This window comes from Acidovorax sp. (genome assembly GCF_022763525.1).
Classification (GTDB): domain Bacteria; phylum Pseudomonadota; class Gammaproteobacteria; order Burkholderiales; family Burkholderiaceae_C; genus Acidovorax.
The window spans coordinates 1-19,449 of sequence record NZ_JALEGG010000106.1 but is presented as its reverse complement, the minus strand read 5'-3'; the positions used below and the strand labels follow the sequence as shown (position 1 = coordinate 19,449).

The 19,449-nt window shown below is 63.8% G+C and carries 14 protein-coding genes and 1 pseudogene; 8 read left to right on the top strand and 7 right to left on the bottom strand.

Going from position 1 to position 19,449, the window contains the following annotated elements; translation table 11 throughout:
* The first annotated feature begins 292 nt into the window (after window positions 1-292).
* From MRY84_RS08660 to MRY84_RS08635, 6 genes are all read left to right on the top strand, one after another.
* Entirely contained in the window at window positions 293-2,062 is a 1,770-nt protein-coding gene (locus tag MRY84_RS08660; RefSeq protein WP_291505323.1) for a dihydroxy-acid dehydratase, read from the top strand.
* Between the two features lie 14 nt (window positions 2,063-2,076).
* The gene (locus MRY84_RS08655; RefSeq protein ID WP_291505325.1) at window positions 2,077-3,003 is read left to right on the top strand and encodes a glyoxylate/hydroxypyruvate reductase A; all 927 of its coding nucleotides are present in this window, start codon (window positions 2,077-2,079) and stop codon (window positions 3,001-3,003) included.
* A gap of 83 nt (window positions 3,004-3,086) precedes the next feature.
* Entirely contained in the window at window positions 3,087-3,758 is a 672-nt protein-coding gene (locus tag MRY84_RS08650) for a haloacid dehalogenase type II (protein WP_291505322.1), read from the top strand.
* 332 nt (window positions 3,759-4,090) lie between these two features.
* On the top strand, window positions 4,091-5,494 hold the full coding sequence (locus MRY84_RS08645; protein WP_291505321.1) for an aspartate aminotransferase family protein: 1,404 nt from the start codon (window positions 4,091-4,093) through the stop codon (window positions 5,492-5,494).
* An 86-nt stretch (window positions 5,495-5,580) separates the two neighbouring features.
* Complete coding sequence (locus MRY84_RS08640; protein ID WP_291505320.1) at window positions 5,581-6,075, top strand: Lrp/AsnC family transcriptional regulator; 495 nt, start codon at window positions 5,581-5,583, stop codon at window positions 6,073-6,075.
* Window positions 6,076-6,305: 230 nt separating this feature from the next.
* Window positions 6,306-7,631 (top strand): FAD-binding oxidoreductase, encoded by a 1,326-nt coding sequence (locus tag MRY84_RS08635; protein ID WP_291505324.1) that lies wholly within the window; start codon window positions 6,306-6,308, stop codon window positions 7,629-7,631.
* A gap of 138 nt (window positions 7,632-7,769) precedes the next feature.
* Here MRY84_RS08635 and MRY84_RS08630 read toward each other — a convergent pair whose 3' ends face one another.
* From MRY84_RS08630 to MRY84_RS08620, 3 genes are all read right to left on the bottom strand, one after another.
* Window positions 7,770-9,011, bottom strand: a complete 1,242-nt coding sequence (locus MRY84_RS08630) for a M20 aminoacylase family protein (RefSeq protein WP_291505319.1) — start codon at window positions 9,009-9,011, stop codon at window positions 7,770-7,772.
* 708 nt (window positions 9,012-9,719) lie between these two features.
* The gene (locus MRY84_RS08625; protein WP_291505318.1) at window positions 9,720-10,694 is read right to left on the bottom strand and encodes a tripartite tricarboxylate transporter substrate binding protein; all 975 of its coding nucleotides are present in this window, start codon (window positions 10,692-10,694) and stop codon (window positions 9,720-9,722) included.
* Between the two features lie 14 nt (window positions 10,695-10,708).
* Window positions 10,709-11,764: a porin gene (locus MRY84_RS08620; protein WP_291505317.1), complete on the bottom strand. Its 1,056-nt coding sequence runs from the start codon at window positions 11,762-11,764 to the stop codon at window positions 10,709-10,711.
* Between the two features lie 180 nt (window positions 11,765-11,944).
* Between MRY84_RS08620 and MRY84_RS08615 the strand changes: the two genes are divergently transcribed.
* Complete coding sequence (locus MRY84_RS08615) at window positions 11,945-13,312, top strand: adenylosuccinate lyase family protein (protein ID WP_291505316.1); 1,368 nt, start codon at window positions 11,945-11,947, stop codon at window positions 13,310-13,312.
* Here the strand turns inward: MRY84_RS08615 and MRY84_RS08610 are convergent, their stop codons facing one another.
* From MRY84_RS08610 to MRY84_RS08595, 4 genes are all read right to left on the bottom strand, one after another.
* Complete coding sequence (locus MRY84_RS08610; RefSeq protein WP_291505315.1) at window positions 13,313-14,446, bottom strand: GntR family transcriptional regulator; 1,134 nt, start codon at window positions 14,444-14,446, stop codon at window positions 13,313-13,315. It abuts the gene before it with no gap.
* Window positions 14,447-14,928: 482 nt separating this feature from the next.
* Window positions 14,929-16,194 (bottom strand): hypothetical protein, encoded by a 1,266-nt coding sequence (locus tag MRY84_RS08605; protein ID WP_291505314.1) that lies wholly within the window; start codon window positions 16,192-16,194, stop codon window positions 14,929-14,931.
* 104 nt (window positions 16,195-16,298) lie between these two features.
* Window positions 16,299-18,422, bottom strand: a complete 2,124-nt coding sequence (locus MRY84_RS08600) for a hypothetical protein (RefSeq protein WP_291505313.1) — start codon at window positions 18,420-18,422, stop codon at window positions 16,299-16,301.
* A complete protein-coding gene (locus MRY84_RS08595) occupies window positions 18,419-18,703 on the bottom strand; it encodes a hypothetical protein (RefSeq protein WP_291505312.1) in 285 nt (94 codons plus the stop codon). Before MRY84_RS08595 ends, MRY84_RS08600 begins: the two co-directional genes overlap by 4 nt.
* 268 nt (window positions 18,704-18,971) lie before the next feature.
* Between MRY84_RS08595 and MRY84_RS08590 the strand changes: the two are divergent.
* A pseudogene (locus tag MRY84_RS08590) lies at window positions 18,972-19,355 on the top strand (transposase); the annotation flags it as partial.
* Between the last annotated feature and the right edge of the window lie 94 nt (window positions 19,356-19,449).

Sequence of the window (19,449 nt, the reverse complement as noted above, 5' to 3'; positions counted from 1 at the left end):
GGAAATCAAGGCGCCGCCGCAGGCACCGACCTGCGGTGCAGCCCTCTTGATGCCGGCCAGCGCACCGCCCCTGGCCATCCAAACACTGCGATGAGAAGGCCGTCGAGGTCCTCGCCAGCCCAGAAATGGGCGACCTTCGCAACACACCACCGTGCATTTCCCAGGCCACAGTTAACTCGAAAACTTCGCCGGCTGAATTCAGGATTTGGTCCCGTGGCAGGCGGTGACAACCGCATATTCCTTGGGCCGTAATTCCTACAATTTTTTGCACCCACTCGCAGGAAATCGGCCCATGAAATCGACAGATGAATCCCAAGATCAACCAGCGTCACCGCAGCTGCGCAGTGCCCGCTGGTTTCGCAAAAATGACCTTCCGGGTTTCATCCATCGATCCACCCTCGCAGCCGATGGGTGGACCCGAGAAGACCTAATGGAAAGGCCCATCGTCGGCATCCTCAACACCTGGTCGGACCTCAACCCTTGCAACCGGAACCTGCGCGCGCTGGCGCAGAAAGTCCGCGAAGGCGTGCTGGAAGCCGGCGGCATTCCGTTCGAGCTTCCGCTGATGTCGATCAGTGAGAACCTGGTCAAGCCCAGCGCGTTTCCGTTTCGCAATCTGCTGGCGATGGATGCCGAGGAGACCATCCGGGGCTATCCTGTGGACGCCGTGGTGCTGATGGGTGGCTGCGACAAGACCCAGCCGGGTCTGCTCATGGGCGCCGCCAGTGCCAATGTGCCCGCCATCGTGCTCAACAGCGGTCCCGGCACGCCGCGCTCCGCCACTGGCGGCGCTCTGGCCACGGCCAACGGGGTGTGGCGCTTTGTGGACCAACTCCGTGCGGGCTGCCTGTCCATCCAGGCTTTCGAGAATTTCGAACGCGAGACCATGGGCACCCCCGGCCATTGCAGCGAGATGGGCACCGCTTCGACGATGTCGACTCTCAGCGAGGCACTGGGTATGGCGCTCCCGGGCAGCAGCCTGATTCCCTCCAGCGATGGGCGGCGCAGCCAGATCGCCAAGGCGGTGGGACAGCGCAGCGTGGCCATGGCGCTGGGCGGACTGGCCCCTTCGGACATCCTGGATGCACGCGCCTTCGACAACGCCATCACGCTGCTGTGTGCGGTTGGCGGATCCACCAACGCCATCATCCACCTGCTGGCGCTGGCGGGTCGTGTCGGCGTGCCACTCACGCTGGACCGCTTTGACGAGATCGCCCGCCGCGTGCCGCTGATTGCCAACGTGCAACCCGCGGGGGAACACCTGACCGAGCGGCTGATGAGTGCCGGCGGCGTCCCGGCGCTGTTGCATATGCTGCGCCCCCTGCTGAACCTGGATGCGCCCACGGTGGATGGCCGAACCATCGGCCAGATTGCGGACGCGGCGCAGGTGTTCGATGCCGAGGTCATCCGGCCGCTGGATGCCCCCGTCAAGCCCGGCGCCAGCATCGTGGTGGTCAAAGGCAACCTGGCGCCGGACGGCGCGGTCATCAAGAGCTCCGCTGCGTCGCCGACCCTTTTCAAGCACCGGGGCAAAGCCGTCGTGTTCGACGACGTGCAGACCCTGGCGGACACCATCGACGACCCGGCGCTGGACATCGACGCCCACAGCGTGCTCATCCTGCGCAATTGCGGGCCGGTGGGCGCGGCCATGCCCGAATGGGGCATGCTGCCCTTGCCCCGCCGTCTGATGGAACAAGGGGTCAAGGACATGCTGCGAATTTCCGATGCGCGCATGAGCGGCACGGCCTACGGCACCTCCGTGTTGCACGTGTCGCCCGAGGCGGCCGTGGGTGGTCCGTTGTCGCTCGTGCGCACCGGGGACATGATCGAGCTGGATGTGTCCGAGCGCCGGCTCGAACTGCTGGTCAGCGACGAGGTCCTGGCCCAGCGGCGCAGCGAGGCCCCGCCGCAGGCACCGTCTCCCCATGTAAGGGGCTACCGCCAGTTGTTTATCCGCGAGGTCGAGCAGGCCCACCAGGGGTGCGACTTCCGCTTCCTGAAGGGTGCCAACGCGAACACGCTGCCCGAAGGCCTGTTCGACGGCTGGGTGGGTGGGTGGTGATGGGCGCGCAACCGATGAAGGTGCTGTACCGCTCCGATGTCGCCCGTGGCCCTGCCTGGCAGCAGCTGTTTGCCCAGCTCGCGCCGGACGTGGATTTCCGTGTCTGGCCCGAGGCCGGGAATCTGGACGAGATCGACTACCTGATCGCCTGGCAGGTGCCCCCAGAGTTCATCGCGGCCTTGCCGCGGCTGAAGGTGCTGTTCTCCTCCGGCGCGGGGGTGGACCACATCGACAGCTCGGCTGTCCCTCCCCATGTCGCGATCGTGCGGATGGTCGAGCCCGGCATCGTCAACGGCATGCTGGAGTACGTGACCATGTCGGTGCTCGCCTTGCACCGGCACCTGTTCGAGTACCAGGAACTCCAGCAACAAGGGCTGTGGCAGCCCATCGAGGTCTATCCGCCGTCGACCTGTTCGGTGGGCGTGATGGGGCTGGGCGTGCTGGGCCAGGCAGTGCTGGATCGCCTGGGCGTCTTCGGGTTCACGCGGCTGGGCTGGAACCGGTCGCCACGTGCCTTGCCCGGTGTCCGCTGTTTTGACGGTGAAGGAACGCTGAATGAGTTTCTGGGCCAGTGCGACATTCTTATCTGCCTGCTGCCCCTGACCGACGCCACTCGCGGCATCCTCAACGCGCGCCTGTTCGCGGCCCTTCCCGCCGGCAGCGCCCTGCTGCACGTGGGGCGCGGCGGTCATCTGGACCAGGAGGCCCTGCTGGACGCCCTCGACAGCGGCCACCTCAAGCGCGCCGTGCTGGATGTCTGCGACCCCGAGCCCCTGCCCTCCGAGCATGCGCTGTGGCGACACCCTCGTGTCGTGCTCACACCGCACGTGGCCAGCATGACCCAGCCAGAAACCGCCGTTCCGGTGCTGCTTGAGAACCTGCGCCGCCACCAGCGCGGCGAGGCGCTGCTGGACCAGATCGATCGCAGCAACGGTTATTGATCGAGAGATCGATAGTGACCAGGCAGAGCCGCCCCGGGGGCAGCCTGGATATGTTCATTCCTCCCCAACGAAAGGCCCCTCCCATGTCCATTGTTTTCAGACCCAAATACATCAGCTTCGACTGCTACGGCACGCTGACCAACTTCCAGATGGCCCCCTGGGCCCGCAAGCTTTTTGCCGACCGCATCAAGCCAGAGGAGATGGAGCAGTTCTGCAGGGACTTCGCAGCCTATCGCCTGGATGAAGTGCTGGGTGACTGGCAGCCCTACTACGACGTGGTCTACAACTCGGTTCTGCGCACCGCCAACCGCTGGGGCGTGCCATTTCGCGAGTCCGACGTGGCCGAGATTTATGCGGCCGTGCCGACCTGGGGCCCGCATCCGGACGTGACCGCGGGCCTCGCCAAGATCGCGGACAAGATCCCGCTGGTGATCATCTCCAATGCCATGGACCATCAACTGGTGCACAACGTGGAAAAGCTGGGCGTTCCCTTCCATCGTGTCTACACGGCACAGCAAGCCAAGGCGTACAAGCCCCGGCTGCGCGCTTTTGAATACATGATCGGCCAGCTCAACGCCAAGCCGGAAGACTTCTTGCACGTGTCCTCCAGCATGCGGTACGACCACATGTCGGCGCGCGATGCCGGCATCAAGGACAAAGCGTTCGTCAACCGCGGGCATGAGCCGGGCGTGCCTGACTACGGCACCGTCGAGATCCCCGACATCGGTGGCCTCGCCGCGCTGGTGGGCCTGTGAGCGCCGCAGCGGCTGCCCGCTGCGGCCGCTGATCAAAGCTGCGTCGTCAAGCTGCACATCCACGCGCGGTCAAGCCGCCGACCCCATCTTTTCAAGCCCGCCGCTGTGAGAACCTCAGCGCTTGCGCGGTCAAACCAAAGGCCCCGTTGTGTGGGGATGGGGCGCGAAATGATGTGCTGTGCAGCCCGCAACAACCGCAGCGTGCTGCGCGCAAGCCCCCCAAAGCAGCACCACTTTGCCCCGCAGGCGCCCTAACCTTGTGGCCATGAAAAGCGGTGCCGCAGCCCTTCAGGCCGTCCACCGCGCAACCCATTCCAACCACGGATACCGCCATGACCCATTCAGAAGCCCTTCCGCAGATCGCCGCTCTGGACGCCCTGGACCGCGCCTACCTCATCCACCCCGTGGCCCCCTGGCGCACGCACGAGGCGCGCGGCCCCAACATTCTCACTGCCGCACAGGGCATCTGGCTCACGGACGGCAAAGGCCATCAGCTGCTGGATGCGTTTGCGGGCCTGTGGTGCGTGAACGTCGGATACGGGCAGGAAAGCGTGGTGCAGGCGGCCACCGCGCAGATGCGCAAGCTGCCCTATGCCACGGGGTACTTCCATTTCAGCAGCGAGCCCGCCATCCGCCTGGCCGACAAGCTGGTGCAGATCACGCCCGCATCGCTGCAGCACGTGTACCTCACGCTCGGTGGGTCCGAGTCCGTCGATGCGGCCGTGCGCTTCATCGTGCAGTACTACAACGCCATTGGCAAGCCGGGCAAGAAACACTTCATTGCGCTGGAGCGCGGCTACCACGGCTCTTCGTCCACCGGTGCAGGGCTGACGGCGCTGCCCGTGTTCCACCGTGGGTTCGACCTGCCACTGCCCACGCAGCACTACATCCCCTCGCCCAACCCCTACCGCGCCGCCAACCCGGCAGATGGCCAGGCCATCATCGACGCTTCGGTGGCAGCCCTCAAGGCCAAGGTGGCCGCGCTGGGTGCCGAGAATGTGGCCGCGTTCTTCTGCGAGCCCATCCAGGGTTCGGGCGGCGTCATCGTGCCGCCCAAGGGCTGGCTCAGGGCCATGCGCGAGGCCGCACGGGCGCTGGACATTCTGTTCGTGGTGGATGAGGTCATCACCGGCTTCGGCCGCACCGGCCCGATGTTCGCTTGCGATGCCGAAGGTGTGGAGCCCGACCTGATGACCGTGGCCAAAGGCCTCACGTCCGGCTACGTGCCCATGGGCGCCACGCTGATGAGCGACAAGATCTATGCGGCCATTGCCGACGGCGCACCGAAGGGTGCCCCCATCGGCCATGGCGCCACCTACTCGGCCCACCCGGTGAGCGCGGCCGTGGCGCTGGAGGTGCTGCGCCTGTACGAAGATGGCGGCGTGCTGGCCAACGGCCAGCGCGTGGCCCCTGTGTTTGCCGCGGGGCTGGACGATCTGCTGGCTCACCCGCTGGTCGGAGACTCGCGCCACCGCGGCCTGCTGGGCGCGCTGGAGCTGGTCAGCAACAAAGCCACCAAGGCGGGGTTCGATGCCGCGCTGGACCTGCCTGGCCGCATCGCCACCACCAGCTACCGCAACGGCATCGTGTTCCGCGCGTTCGGCGACAACATTCTGGGTTTTGCCCCTGCCCTCACCTTCACGGAGTCGGATTTCGGCCTCATGTTTGAGCGCCTGAAGAAGACGCTGGATGATGTGCTGGCCATGCCCGAAGTGCGCGCAGCGCTGAAAGACTGACACGGTGTAAGCCCCACCCTGTTTCGAACCCGCACCACTGCAGAATCGCTGTCAAATCATTCTTCTCAACGCCCCGGGAGACCGTGATGACCGAAGCCTTCAAGATCGACCGCCTGGACCTGCGCATCCTCGCGCAGCTGCAGAAAAACGGGCGCATGACCAATGTGGATCTGGCGGACGCGGTGGGCCTCTCGCCCAGCCCCTGCCTCATCCGCGTCAAACGGCTGGAACAGGCGGGCTACATCGCGGGCTACGGCGCGCACCTGCGGCTGGAGAAGCTGGGCGATACCCTTACCGTTTTCACTGAGGTCACGCTGTCGGACCACCGCCGCGAAGACTTTGCGCGCTTCGAAGCGGCCATCCGCGAAGTGGACGAGGTGCTGGAGTGCCACCTGGTGAGCGGCGGCTACGACTACCTGCTGCGCTTTCTGACCCGGGGTGTGAACCACTACCAAGAGGTGATCGAAGACCTGCTGGAGCGCAACCTCGGCATTGCCAAGTACTTCAGCTACATCGTTATCAAGTCACCTTTCATCAAGACGCACTGCCCCATTGAGCGTCTGTTTCCACACCAGCGTTGAGAGCCCGGCGTCAAAGACCCAGCGCTGGTGTCGCCTGGCGAGCTGGCGAGCTGGCGAGCTGGCGCCACCAGCAGATCGTTTTCTGGTGCCACCCCACAAGAGCAGGAATCGCTACCTACCCGCTGCAGTTCGGCATCGCCCCTGACCGCGCAGTGCCTACCATTGATCGCATGAACCCATCCATGACCACCCCCAACCAGAACCGCGCAACCGCCGTGGCCGGCGCGGCCATGCAGCAGCCGCTGCGCACCATCGAGACCTCGCGCCAGGTGCCGACCTGTGCGGATGTGGTCGTCATCGGGGGCGGCATCATCGGTGTCTTTGCCGCGTACTACATGGCGCAGCGAGGCCTGTCGGTCGTGGTGGTCGAAAAAGGCCGGATCGGCGCCGAGCAATCCAGCCGCAACTGGGGCTGGTGCCGCCAGCAGAACCGCGACGCGCGCGAGCTGCCCATGGCCACACGCAGCCTGGCTCTGTGGGAACAGTTCGCAGCCGACACGGGTGAAGACACGGGGTTCAACCGCTGCGGCCTGTTCTACCTCAGCAACGATGAGGAGGAGATCGCGCGCTGGGCGCGCTGGCGCGACTTTGCCAAGACCGCCGGTGTGACCACGCACATGCTCAGCAGCCGCGAAGCCACCGAGCGCGGCCGGGTGACGGGCCGCAGCTGGAAGGGCGGGGTGTTCTCGCCCACCGACGGCACGGCCGACCCGGGCAAGGCAGCGCCCGCCGTGGCTGCGGCCTTCATGAAACTGGGCGGCACCGTGCTGCAGAACTGCGCTGCGCGCGGCATTGAGCGCGAGGCCGGTCGCGTGAGCGGCGTGGTGACGGAGGCCGGCACCATCAAGACCCGCACCGCCGTGTACGCAGGCGGCGCGTGGGCCTCGTCGTTCTGCCGGCAGTTGGGCATCCGCTTTCCACAGGCCACGGTGCGCCAGACCATCGTGCGCGTCTGCGGCGTGAGCGAACGCCTGCCCGACGCGCTGCACACCGCACGGGTGTCCGTCACGCGCCGCGGCGACGGCAGCTACAACCTGGCCATCAGCGGCCGGGGGCGCGTGGACCCTACGCCGCAGCTGCTGCGCTTTGCGCCGCAGTTCGTGCCCATGTTTGCCAAACGCTGGCGTAATGTGTTTCCAGGCGGGCTGGAAGGCCTGCGCGGCGGACACGAAACCCTTGCACGTTGGCGACTGGACGCCCCCACCCCCATGGAGCGCGTGCGGATCCTCAACCCTCGGCCTGATGCCGCCGCCGTGCGGCAGACCTGCGAGCGCGCGGCCGACCTGCTGCCAGCCCTGCGCAACACGGGCGTTGCCAGCGCCTGGGCGGGCTTTGTGGACAGCACGCCCGACGGCGTGCCCGGCATCGGCGAAGTGGCAGAGCTGCCGGGCTTCATCCTGGCATCCGGCTTCTCCGGCCACGGCTTCGGCATTGGCCCCGGAGCGGGCCACCTGATTGCGGACCTGGTGACCGGCGCAGAGCCGATCTTCGATCCCAAGCCGTACGATCCGGCCCGCTTTCGGCATTCGGCCTGGGGCAAGGTCGCGGACTTCTAGGACCGCGTGGAGGTGGCATCTGCCAATGCCGTCTCCTCAAATCGCTATCAAAAAGTGAGCCTCTAGCGCTTGACCAGAAAGCGCTAGAGGCCATTTTGATTCGAAATTTCCTTTATCTAGCGCTACAGCACGGCTTCGTCAGCAGCCCCCTTGTTCCTCTATCGCCAACGCACGGGCCGCCACTTCGCAGAACCAGCGCACCCCCAGCGGCAAGGCGTCGTCGTTGAAGTCATAGCAAGGGTGGTGCAGGGCGCGCTCGCCGTCCGGCCCCGGATCGGCCCGGCCCTGGCCCAGCCACAGGTAGGCGCCTGGCTTGCGCTGCAACATGAAGGCGAAGTCTTCGGACGTGAACGCGGGGCGCGGGGCCACCTCGGCCTGCAGACCCACTGCACGCGCCGCGTCCAGGGTCAGCGCAGCCTCGGCGGCGGTGTTCACAGTGGCAGGGTAGTAGCGCAGGTACGTCACCTCCACCTCGGTGCCACTGGCCTGCGCCACGCCTTGGGCCGCGGCACGCAGCGCGGCCTCGATGCGGTCTTGCGATGCGGCATCAAAGCTGCGCACCGTGCCGGTGATCTGCACCTCGGCCGGCAGCACGTTGTGGCTGTGGCCTCCTTCAATGCGGGTGACGGACAGCACCGCCGATTCGCCCGGGTCAATGCGCCGGGCCACGATGGTATTGAGCTGCGACACCAATTGGCTGGCCGCCAAGATCGCATCGGGGGTGTGGTGCGGCTGGGCCGCATGCCCGCCACGGCCGCGCACGCTGATGTCGAAACGATCAGCTGCCGCCATGATGGGGCCGGGGCGTGTCTGCACCTGGCCCAGCGGCAGGTCGGGCCAGTTGTGCAACGCAAACACGCGGTCGCACGGAAAGCGCTCGAACAAGCCATCCTCGATCATGCGCGCCGCCCCACCCTTGCCTTCTTCCGCGGGCTGAAAGATGAAATGCACCGTGCCCCGCAGGCCCAGCGCTTGCTGCGTGCGCGCCAGATGTCGGGCGGCGCCCAAAAGCATGCTGGTGTGGCCGTCGTGCCCGCAGCCGTGGTGCTTGTCCGGCGAGCGGCTGGCGTAGGCGCGCTGGCCCAGCTCCACCATGGGCAACGCGTCCATGTCAGCGCGCAGCCCCACACTTGGAGTGGTCTCGGCGCGCGGGTCCCCACAGCGCAGCGTGCCCACCACGCCCGTGCCACCCACGCCGGTTTGCACCTCCAAACCCAGCAGCCGCAGGGCGTTGGCCACGATGCCCGCCGTGCGCCGCTCTTCAAAGGCCAATTCGGGATGGGCGTGCAGATCGCGGCGCAGCGCAATCAGGTCCGGCAGCAGGTCATCCAATGGCGCTGCGGTGGCGACGGGCGTCGCGGTGGAGGAGGCGGGAATCACTGCACCGTCTCCGCCGACGGTATCCAGGCGCCCTGCTGAAACCGTCACTCCATCTGCAACGGGTTGCTCCCATCCATGCTCTGTTCCGGCCGGGGCCGAGCTGCGGTGGTGCGCGGCCGCTTCCCGAGTCACAGTCGGTGCCTTTACATCCCGAATGTCCATCATCGCTCCTGTCGCTGGCCCGCTGGGGGAAGCGCCAGCTGGCAGTAGCGAGCGCTGTTCCTGAGGTGGTCCAAGCTTAGGGGCGCATGGATGCAGGTGGGTACCGATCGACAGGCCCAGAACAGCAGAAGTTTTGCTTTTCAAGCCCTTGCGCACAACGAATCGCCACCGCCGAACGCGCGCTGCGTGAGTCCGACAGAACCGCCCGCCTTGGGAAGAGCGTGCGTGCAGAACGACACGTTGGCTCCATCGCGCCCTGGGCCCGTTCGGCACAGGGCAGGACGCTGCCGCCCGCACCCGTAGCGATGTTCAGCGACTGGGTTGCGTGAACTGCGCATTTGGCCGCATTCCCCTGGGCGCTCTTGCACCGCAATTTGCAATGCCTGTACTGCAGGCCAAGACGCGCCACGCGGCTGTTAAAAAAATGGCAGCCCACATGCGAGGCAGGTTGCCTCGTCATCCGGTCTGCCATCGCGTGGAGGGCACCGCCAAAAACCACCAGGAGAGGGGGATGCCTTGCGCAAAGGGACGTGAGAGCTCGCCCCGTTACTCCATCGTGATCTTTGAGCTGGTCACGATGTCGCGGTACAGCGCAGCCTGTGGCTTGACGAAGGCCTTGAACTCGGCCCCTCCCATGTGCGCCACGGTGATGCCCGCATCTTGCAACTTCTGCCGCACTTCGGGTTGCGCCAGCGCCTCTTTCAGAGCCTTGTCATACGCAGCCACGATGGCGGCGGGTGTGCCCGCCTTCAGAAACAGTCCCTGCCACAGCGGCAGTGCCATTCCGGCAAAGCCTTCTTCCTCGCCAATGCGCTTCACTTCAGGCAACTGGGGCACACGCACCGTATCGGAGACAGAGAGCGCGCGAATTTTTCCGTCTTTGAGAAAAGGCATGGCCGTGGAAAGCACCAGCATCGCGCTGTCCACCTGACCACCCACGAGGTCATTGGTGATGTGCGCGCCGCCTCGGTAGGGCACATGCAGCATGGCGACCTTGGCCTGCTTGTTGATGAGAGCGCCGTACAGGTGCTGCATGGTGCCGATGCCAGGCGTGGCAAAGTTGATGCTGTCCCTGCCGCCCTTTCGCAGTGCGGCGATGAGGTCGGCCAGGCTGGTGTAGGGCGCCGCCTTGGGCACGGCGAAGACCATGGGCACGGTGCTCATGCGGCCCACGGGCACCAAGTCGCTCTCCCAGTCGAGCTTGACCTTGGCGTTGACCATGGGCACCACGACCGTGTCCGTGCCGCCCATGTAGAGCAGGTTGCCATCGGCAGGGCCGTTGAGCACACGCTGCGCGGCCAGCATGCCGCTGGCGCCAGCCACGTTCTCAACAATGACGGTGCGCGAAAGACGCTTGCTCAGTTCCGCGCCCACGATGCGCGCAACCAGGTCGGCGCTGCCACCGGCCGAGTAGCCCACGATGAGTGAAATCGGCTTGCTGTCGCCCTCGGCGCGCGCGAGACCGGTGGCCAAGATTGCGAAAGCGGTGCCCGCCCGGGTCAGGAGTTGTCTGCGTTGCATGGCCTGCCTCCTGTTCAGAACGTGTGCTTCACGCCGAAATCGATCGCCGTGGTACGGGTCAGTCCGTCGCGCTTGGCGGTACCCAGGTTGGTGTAGAGCAAGGTGCGCTTGCTCAAGTCGTACTGGAGGCCCAAGCCAATCATTTGCGAATCGAGGTTCGTCGCGGGGTTGAGCCTTCCGAACATGGCGTAGGTTCGGCCGAAGCTCAGCGGCACCAAGACCGATACGCTGTACGCATTGGCATCGCCATTGAGCCCACCTTTGGCGCGGCTAACGCTGGCTTTGGCCTGCACGCTCCCGAAATCGTATCCGCCCGCGACCAGCGCCAAGTGCGTGCTGGAGTCGAGTCGGTCGAAGGCGGCGCCCAGCCACACCGGCCCGTTCTTGTACTGCAGGTTGCCCGAGGTGGCGTTGCTGCGAGTACCCTCTCCCAAGGCGGCGGCGATCTCCGCGCTGACGCCCGCAACGGTAGGCGACTTGTAGCCGACCGTATTGGCCCAGCGGATGTTGGAGGCCTCCACCGTGGAGGCCACCGGGGTGTAGTTGGCGTAGGTATAGGCAGCGCCGAGCTGGCTCACGTAGCTCCAGTAGGTCGGGTCGGCGTTCAGGGCCACGGTGTATGCGGCGGAGTATTCGCGTCCCGCGTAGACCTCCCCCCAGCCCTTGCTGCCCAAGGCGACCACCGAGCGGCCCAGCCAGAACACATTGGGGTTGCTGGGCGCGCCGGTGTCAGCGGCAAAGCGATGCTCCAGTTGGAAGCGCGAATACAGGCCGTCACCGAGGTCCTCGCGCGCTGAAAAGCCCAGGCGCGAGGTGTTGCCGGCCTTCAGCGTCCAGACCCGAGGTGTCACGCCCCGCCCCGACAGGAGCAAGCCCGGCGTGGTGCCGCCGTTGGCGCGCGCCAGTCCCTGGTCGACGATGCCGTAGATGGTGAGCATGGACTGGGCCTGCGCTGTGCCATAGCCTGCCAGGCCGGCAAACCCCGCCAGCAGTGCCCACCGCAGCGCGGCGCGCGCGGCCGGAGGATGGAAGGGAAGGCGGGCATTGCCTGCGGGGGAATACCGTGTCATGAGCGTGTCTCCGATGGATTTGATTTAGATGGCGAGCAAATTGTATGCATTGAATTTATTGAATGCAATACAATTCAATTCAATTCGCGCGCAAACTTGAATCCGCAGGGCTCTCATGGAGTCCCTTCACAGGCAAATCAACGCAATACAAGTGCAATCCCAGGAAATACCCTAGGTTGTATGAACGGAGCACACATGTCGGTTGGAATGTTCGAATCCTTCATCACGGGACACTGGTTCAGCGCCGAGGCCAAAGCCCTCTGGAGCGACACGGCCACCCTGCAGGCTTGGCTGGATGTGGAGGCGGCCCTGGCCCGCGCGCAGGCCGAGTTGGGCGTGATCCCCGCAGAAGCCGCGCCAGTGATCGCCGCGTGCGCGCGCTCCGAGCTGTTCGACCTGCCCCAACTTGCCGAGGCGATTGCCTTTGCCCAGCACCCGCTGGTGCCGGTGTTGCACCGCTTCGAACAACTTTGCGGCGAGCCGGCGGCCGGGTACATCCACTGGGGTGCGACGACACAGAACATCTTCGACACCGCGAGCGCGCTGCAGATGCTGCGCACGCATGCGCTGTTAGCCGGCCACCTGGACGACGCCATCAATGCCCTGGCCGCGCTGGCCCTGGCACACCAGGCCACGCCCATGGCTGGGCGCACGCATGGCCAGCACGCGCTGCCGATGACACTGGGCTTCAAGCTGGCAGGCTGGGTGGACGAGCTCGACCGCGGACGCCAACGCCTGGCCGAGCGTCTGGCCCCCTCATTTCCAGCCAGCATGGGCGGCGCCATCGGCACCTTTGCCGCGACCGGACCGCTGGGGCCTGCGGTGCAGGCACTGATGGCACGGCAGCTGGGCCTGCAGCCGGCACCTCTTCCGTTGCGAGCCTCGTTCGACCGGGCAAGCGACTATCTGGCTGCGCTGGGCCTGCTGGCTGGCACGGCGCAGAAGATCGCGCAGGACGTGGTCTTTTTGCAGCGCACCGAGGTCGGCGAAGTGGCCGAGGCCTTTCACCTGGGCAAGGTGGGCAGCTCCACCATGGCGCAAAAGCGCAACCCCTCCACCGCGCTGCTGCTGGTGAGCCTGGCGCGCATGCTGCGAACCCGTACCCAGGCCGCGCAGGACACCATGGTTCGCATGGATGAGGGCGACTCATCTGCCACCAACGTGGCCGACACACTTCTGCCCGAGATTGCCATCATCGCCACCTCGGTAGCCGAGACGCTGGCGCGCTTGGCCAAAGGGCTGGTGGTAGACGTACAGGCCATGAGCCGCAACCTCGCGCGCACCCAGGGCCTGATCGCGTCCGAGGCGGTGATGATGCGGCTGACCCAGCGCATGGGCCGCCACGAGGCCCACCGTCTGCTCTACGCAGCGGCGCAGCGCGCGCAGTCCGAGGGCGTGCCCTTTGTGGAGGCGATGCGCGCACTGCCGCCCTTTGACGGCGGCGCGCTGCCAGCCGACCTGGTGCAGGCGCTGGATGCAACGGCCTATGTGGGCGAGTCGGTCGCGCTCACAGCACAAACCGTGGCGCGCGTGGCGCCCGGCGTGTAGTTACGCTGCTGGCTCCGCCACCGATGCGCCCGCGCGCCGCACCACGGGCGTGAGGTGCACACCATAGGGCCTGCCTGCATCGGCCCAGCGCGCAGCGATGGCGCCGTGCAGGGCCTCCACTTGGTCGGCCACGCTGCAGCCCACCACGTCGAAGAAATCCGAATGCTCGCTGGCCAAGTCGGTGCGGCCCAGCAGCACCACGCTCAGCCGCGCGGGCACGGCGATGCCGGCCAGGGTCAGCAGTCGCTGGAACAGGGCACCGTCCTCGATGCCCCAGGCCACGAGGGCGGTAAAGGGCAGGGCGCCACTGGCATCGGCGCTGGCCTGCAAACGCTGCACCAGCCGGGTGGTGTAGTCCTCGTGCGGCAGCAGGTCCTGGGTGATCTCGGTCAGCTCTACGCCAGGCAGGGTGTGCTGCAGACTTGCCCAGCGGCGCCGGCCGAGCTGCGTGGCCAGGAACGGGTGAGTCGTGGTGGCATAGGCAATGCGCCGGTGGCCCCGCTGCATCAGTTGCTCGATGGCGGCGGCCAAGGGTTCTCCCCATTCGGTGCCCACGGCCTCCACGTCGGCGCCCACCAGGGCAGCGCCGTCCACCGCCAGCACCTCGCACTTGTCACGCAGCGCAGCCAGCAGGGCGATCGGAATGGGCTGGAAGGTGGACTGCACCACGCAGGCATCGAAGCGCGGCAGACCCTTGAGCACCGTGAGCGCATGGTCCGAGTCGGTGTACGAGAGTTCCAATACGCGGTGACCCTCGGCCGCCAGACGGCGCTGCAACCCCTCCACGAGCACCCGCCCACGCGCAATGCTGATGGAACGGCGCAGCAGCAAAACGGATTTCACGCTGGACTGAGCAGCGGTGCCGAGAGGGGATGGCGCAGGCCGCTGCCCACCATCCTCCGAAAAAGGCGCAGACGAGCGAGCGCCCCCCCCCCTGAAGTACGTGCCCCGCCCCACCCGCGAGTCGATGAGCCCCCGGTCTTTGAGCCCCTGGAAAGCCCGCTGCACCAATACCTGCGAAACACCGAAGCGCTTCATCAGCTCGCGGATGGTGGGCAGGCGGTCGCCGGGTCTAGCCTCATGGGCCAAATGATCCAGAAATTGTTCGAGGTCGGGCTGGGGACTGCTGCGCATGGTCTCCATACAATACACCACAAGTTGCATTGAATCCGCTCGACCTAGCGGCATTCGACCGTCACGCTGTTGGCCAGCTTGATTCCGCTTGTGCCGCCGCACAACTTCGCGGCGCGAAGTGAGCTGACTCCGATAAATAAAGTGCGTCGAGATCATCGCTCATAAGCTATTGATTTTTCGACGCTTGCGCATTGCGCGAAAGTTCGTCGGAGATTCCCAAACAGAAGGAAGACCTCGCGTCATCGCAAATATAGTCCGTCGGAAGTTCAAGACAGATCCGAGACGCCGCGCACGCGAAGCTGCTCAGTACAAATTCACGACTGACCACAGCGCCAAATTTTTCCCAATCTGAAGAACGCTAGCGGCTCCGAGCCCGCCCCTACACAGGACTGCCCGATGCCAGTTGCCGCCTGTCGGCGATTGAGCAGGCCTTTCGAGAAGGGCTCCTGGGCTGCCGGGCAAAGTGCTCAGGAAATGCGAGGCTAGGTCTTTGCAGACGGATCTTTTGCCAGCGATGCCAAGAAATCTTGGGCCGCCTCCTGCATGCCCTCGAGCGTACGAGGTTTACGCCTCTTTGGCATCTTGATGACTTGCGCTGGCGATGCTCGCGAGGGCTCGGCGGCTTTCTCAATGTTCTCGATAGCCTCTCGTTCTTGCCGGTTCATAGACGCTTTCACAGTGGCGATTGCCACCTTTTCAGCACGTGCCTCGCGGAGCTTTTCTGAATACGTGCTGATGGCGGCTTGGATCTCGGGACCATCGAATGGGCACCGTAAACCCTTCTTGAGTTTGCCTCCCTGCCCAGCATGTGAGATCAAGGCGTTTATGTCGGCGCGCGCAACACTAAAAGATGCAGAGGCGAAAGCTCGGCGCACGTGTGACCAGGAAATCTGCCAGTCTCCCCCATGTCGAGATATGCGGTAGCTGGTCACGAGCAGGCTGACGAGCTCGCGCTTTAGGCCAGCGCTGTGATTCCAGAGTTCAACTTGATAGGTCAACAACTCAAAGTCCAGCACCTCCGCTAACACGACCTGGTACTCCGCCAAAAGATTTACCCAATCTAAGGAATCGGGCGGATCGGGCATCATGATCACAGGGTCATGGATAAGACGTTGCGTCGCCTCGGGATCGCGTTCACACAGCTTCCACCCCAAAGAGTAATTTCCGATCACGAACCAAGGAACCTGGAGGTCCGCGAGACTCAGCAAGGTGCGAGTTATCAGTGTTCCGGCAGAGGCTGATTGCGCCATAAACTGCGTTTCATCCGCACCGAGGAGACACGCACCGCTGAGGCGGATGACGCGGGCGCACTCTTTAACCGCCCCGCCCTTACCGTCCATGTCACCGATGCCCAAGACTTCTTCAATCAAGCTCTTCACGACGGCAGAGGGGCCGGTCTTCCTACCGATATTGCCGTCGATGAAATCGATCAGGGGCACAGCAGGATGTGCCGCATCTATCTGAACCAGTCTGCGTCCTGAAAGCACCCTTCGGAGCACGATTCGAAGGCGTGACTTTCCGACCCCAGCCAGTCCCGTCAGGAACATCGGTGTAACAAAGTCCTCAATCGTTGCTCCGTGGTACGCAAATTTCAGTACAGCATGTGGATCCTTGTAGATATCCACGGCATGAGCCCTTGCTCTTTGGATCAGGGTTGTCGCGATTGCCTCCACCTGAGCAGTTACCAGAACTACCTCTTCCATTCCTTCCCGAATTGCCTTACACGCTGCTTCAACGTCCAACGTCATATGGGACTTCAAAGGTCTGCCTCTGCTCTCGCCTCGAGATTTAATAACTCCAGGCTTGAGGGCTTCTTCGTACCGCCCAGCCCAGATTGATGGATCAATCTTGGTCACGCTACCTTGCGCCCCACAGCACTATTTTTCGCCTCCTTGGCCTCCCGTTGGGCTACAGCACCGCCACGCTTGGGTCGGCCGACCACGCGACTGCCGGATACCAGTTCTTCTCCGGTCTGCTCCTTGTAGTCTTGTTCGAAAAAGACCCTTGCGCCGCGCTTATGTTCAGTGTGCTCCTTGATGCGGCCTTGCATGTGCGCGTCGAACTCGACGGCTTCTTCGAGCGACATATCCATCACTTCCTTAGAAACGGGCGTCGGATACCGAACGTCTAGCTGAACGAGCCTGCCTTTCCATTCGAACCAGACATGCCGAATGCAGCAGTTCAAGACGTAGACTTTCACATCTATCTGGCGGCCTCCGCCCTTCACGGTGGAAAGAGCTTCCATAAAAGCTTCCGACTTTGAGTAGTACCTGCGTCCAGCTATCTCAAGGTAGCCGTCTTTCAGTTTCGCTGGCACAAGGTCCAGGTAGCCGCGGACTGCGGACTCGAAGTTCACCTGGACGGCGTCATTGCGCCCGACCGAGTCCATCGCGTCCCAGACCCCGTTGGGGCTAAGGCGGCTTACTCGATGCTCCAGCTCCGGATCTACCCGGCTGGCGACCTGCGTCAATTCGTTGTAGGCCAGCAGGTTGCCGAACTCACGCCGTGCGAGTGCTACGGTCGTCTGGTTGGATCGGCGAAATGAAGGAGCTTCGTCGTCGGACGGTGTCTTTGGATTGGATGTCTCCACAATGGCCTTTGACTTGCCCGAATGGGACGGCGTGAGCTGCCGAACCACGGGCAGCAGTTCCGCATCACGCGGGAGCCCTCCAGCCGTCGCACCAGGTCCTCGATCGGTGACCATGTGCGGTGAAACGCCCTTTGCACTGTCTTTGATTTTCAGACCGAGAAGTGCCCCGAAGGCTTCCAGACCAATTGCGGCGCAGAACTGCGCCATGCGGTAAGCAGCAGCGGTTTCGCTGCCCTGGGAGAACCCGATGCCAACCTTTTTTCCGCTGGCGACGTCTCGTATAGTGACTACAACTAACGCCGGAAGGTCGCTGCCTTCAATGTAGCCTTTGGGTAAGTCGAAAACACGATACCCATCTGCTTCGACACGTTGCATCAAATTCCAGGCCGATTCGGTAAAACTACCGAGAGCGGGTTTGAACTTGGATTGCCCCCGTTTCTTTCCTAGCCGCGTTTCACGCACTAGGTGTGGCCTGAAGTGCTGATTGACGTGGTAAAAGTACGCTCCAATCTGCGGAAACGCCTTTCCTTCAGGGTGATACAACTCAAACTGTTTTACATGGCCTCGGCACACGATTCGTGACTTACACCCGAAGTCCTTTGTCATCGCGTCCGTGTAGACCTGATCGTCGCTAACACCAATTCCTGCGCGACGCGAATATGACTCGATGATCATCTGCCGCATTTCCGTTGTGGTGTTGTAGCCGCCTTTGCGGCCCGGAGCACCACGTTTCTCGTCTTGCGCATGCTCAGGCGCCATTCGGTCCCAGTGCCCAATACGATGGATCGGATAGTGAAGCGCGTCCCTGTTTCGACCGAAGACTAGGTACACGTAAAACCACAATCTGACGCGCGTCTCATTCTGGACGGGCATCAAGCTGCGCGCATGAGCATTGATGTATTTGTCGAGGTTCTTATGGTCCAAAATCTCGGGCGCCTCAGCCACCAGCTTCGAGATGCAAAAGAGCTTGTCATCGACCCTGTCCCGATGTAACTTCGCGGCGTCGGTGCGGTGTAGGTCGATTTCCGCCAAGTCCAAGCCTTCGAGAGCATCAAGCCAGGGCGGCATTGTCTTGGCCTCTCCAGGGACGACCATCCCCCGTAGCAAGCCACTCTCCCATACGTCGCGCGGCAGATAGATGGGAATAGGCATTGGCGACGGCAAGCGAGTGACCGCCCGTCTCAGCCTTTTCTTTCTCATTCCATCTTCGCCGGCCTCATCGTTCTTGCTTTCGCCGACAACCACCTTTGCAGGGCGCTCTACAAACTCCAGCAACGTGACGATCTTCGTTTGCGGACTGCTACGCAGAAAGAAGTAAGTTGCTACGGTTGCTAGTTCATGGAACCCCTTTGGCGCGTGTATGACAGTTCCAGAAGTGATGCTCATGTCGGCCGCCTAAACCAGTCACCAAACACATCTAGAACATCCTGCTGCTCGGGCAGCATCGGCTTGTCTATGAAGAAGTGGCATTCAAATAGATCAATGCGGACCTTTCGGGCCAGGACACCGTGTGCGAGAACAATTTTTTGCCGATACAGGTCAATGCCGTGGGAGACTTTGACACTGGTCATCACGTCCAACGCCGACTCATAGCCGGTGCAGTGCAATCGAATTGCTTCAAAACGGCGCAGGCGACTCCACCAGCACCACAGGACCCGGCCCGGCATACAGCACCTCCCCAGAGTGCTTCACCGTCAAGCGTCGAAGCGACCTCGCCCGAGCGCATGAGCAGTCATTGGTGAGCGGCGGCTTTCTGCCGCTCCACGGCATCGATTTACCCTCGCGAGCGTATCCATGGGACTGCCCACGCCGCTACCGCTAATCTTGAGCATTTGGCTGTAGATCATGGTCTGTCACGTCGGCATGGCCCAGCAAGTCCTAGAACCTTCGGATTAAGAGTCAAGCGTCTGACCAAACTGCAGTCATCATTAGGGAGGGTGTCAGATGAAGCGCATTGGCGAAGACATCGCAGAGAAGCTGGACTACGCCCCAGGCGTGTTCACAGTGGAGCGCCACATCCGCGGCAAGTGGGCATGCAGGAAGTGCGAGCGGCTGGTGCAAGCGCCAGTCGCCGCGCATGTCATCGACAAAGGCGTTCCAACCGCCGGCCTGCTGGCGCATGTCCTGGTGGCCAAGTTCGCCGACCACCTGCCCCTGTACCGCCAGGAAGCGATCTTCAGCCGTGCAGGCTATGCGGTGCCTCGCTCCACGCTCGCGCAGTGGGTCGGCGCCTGCGGAGTTCAGCTGCAGCCTGTCGTAGATGCACTGCGCTCCGAGGTGCTGACCCATCCAGTGCTTCATGCCGACGAGACACCTGTGAATCGCCCCGGTTTCTGCGGAGGCTTTTTGGTTTAAGTCAGCCCACTTCCGCAGTGGCCTGACTGGCGAGTTGCCGGTAGTAGTTTGCCTCAGC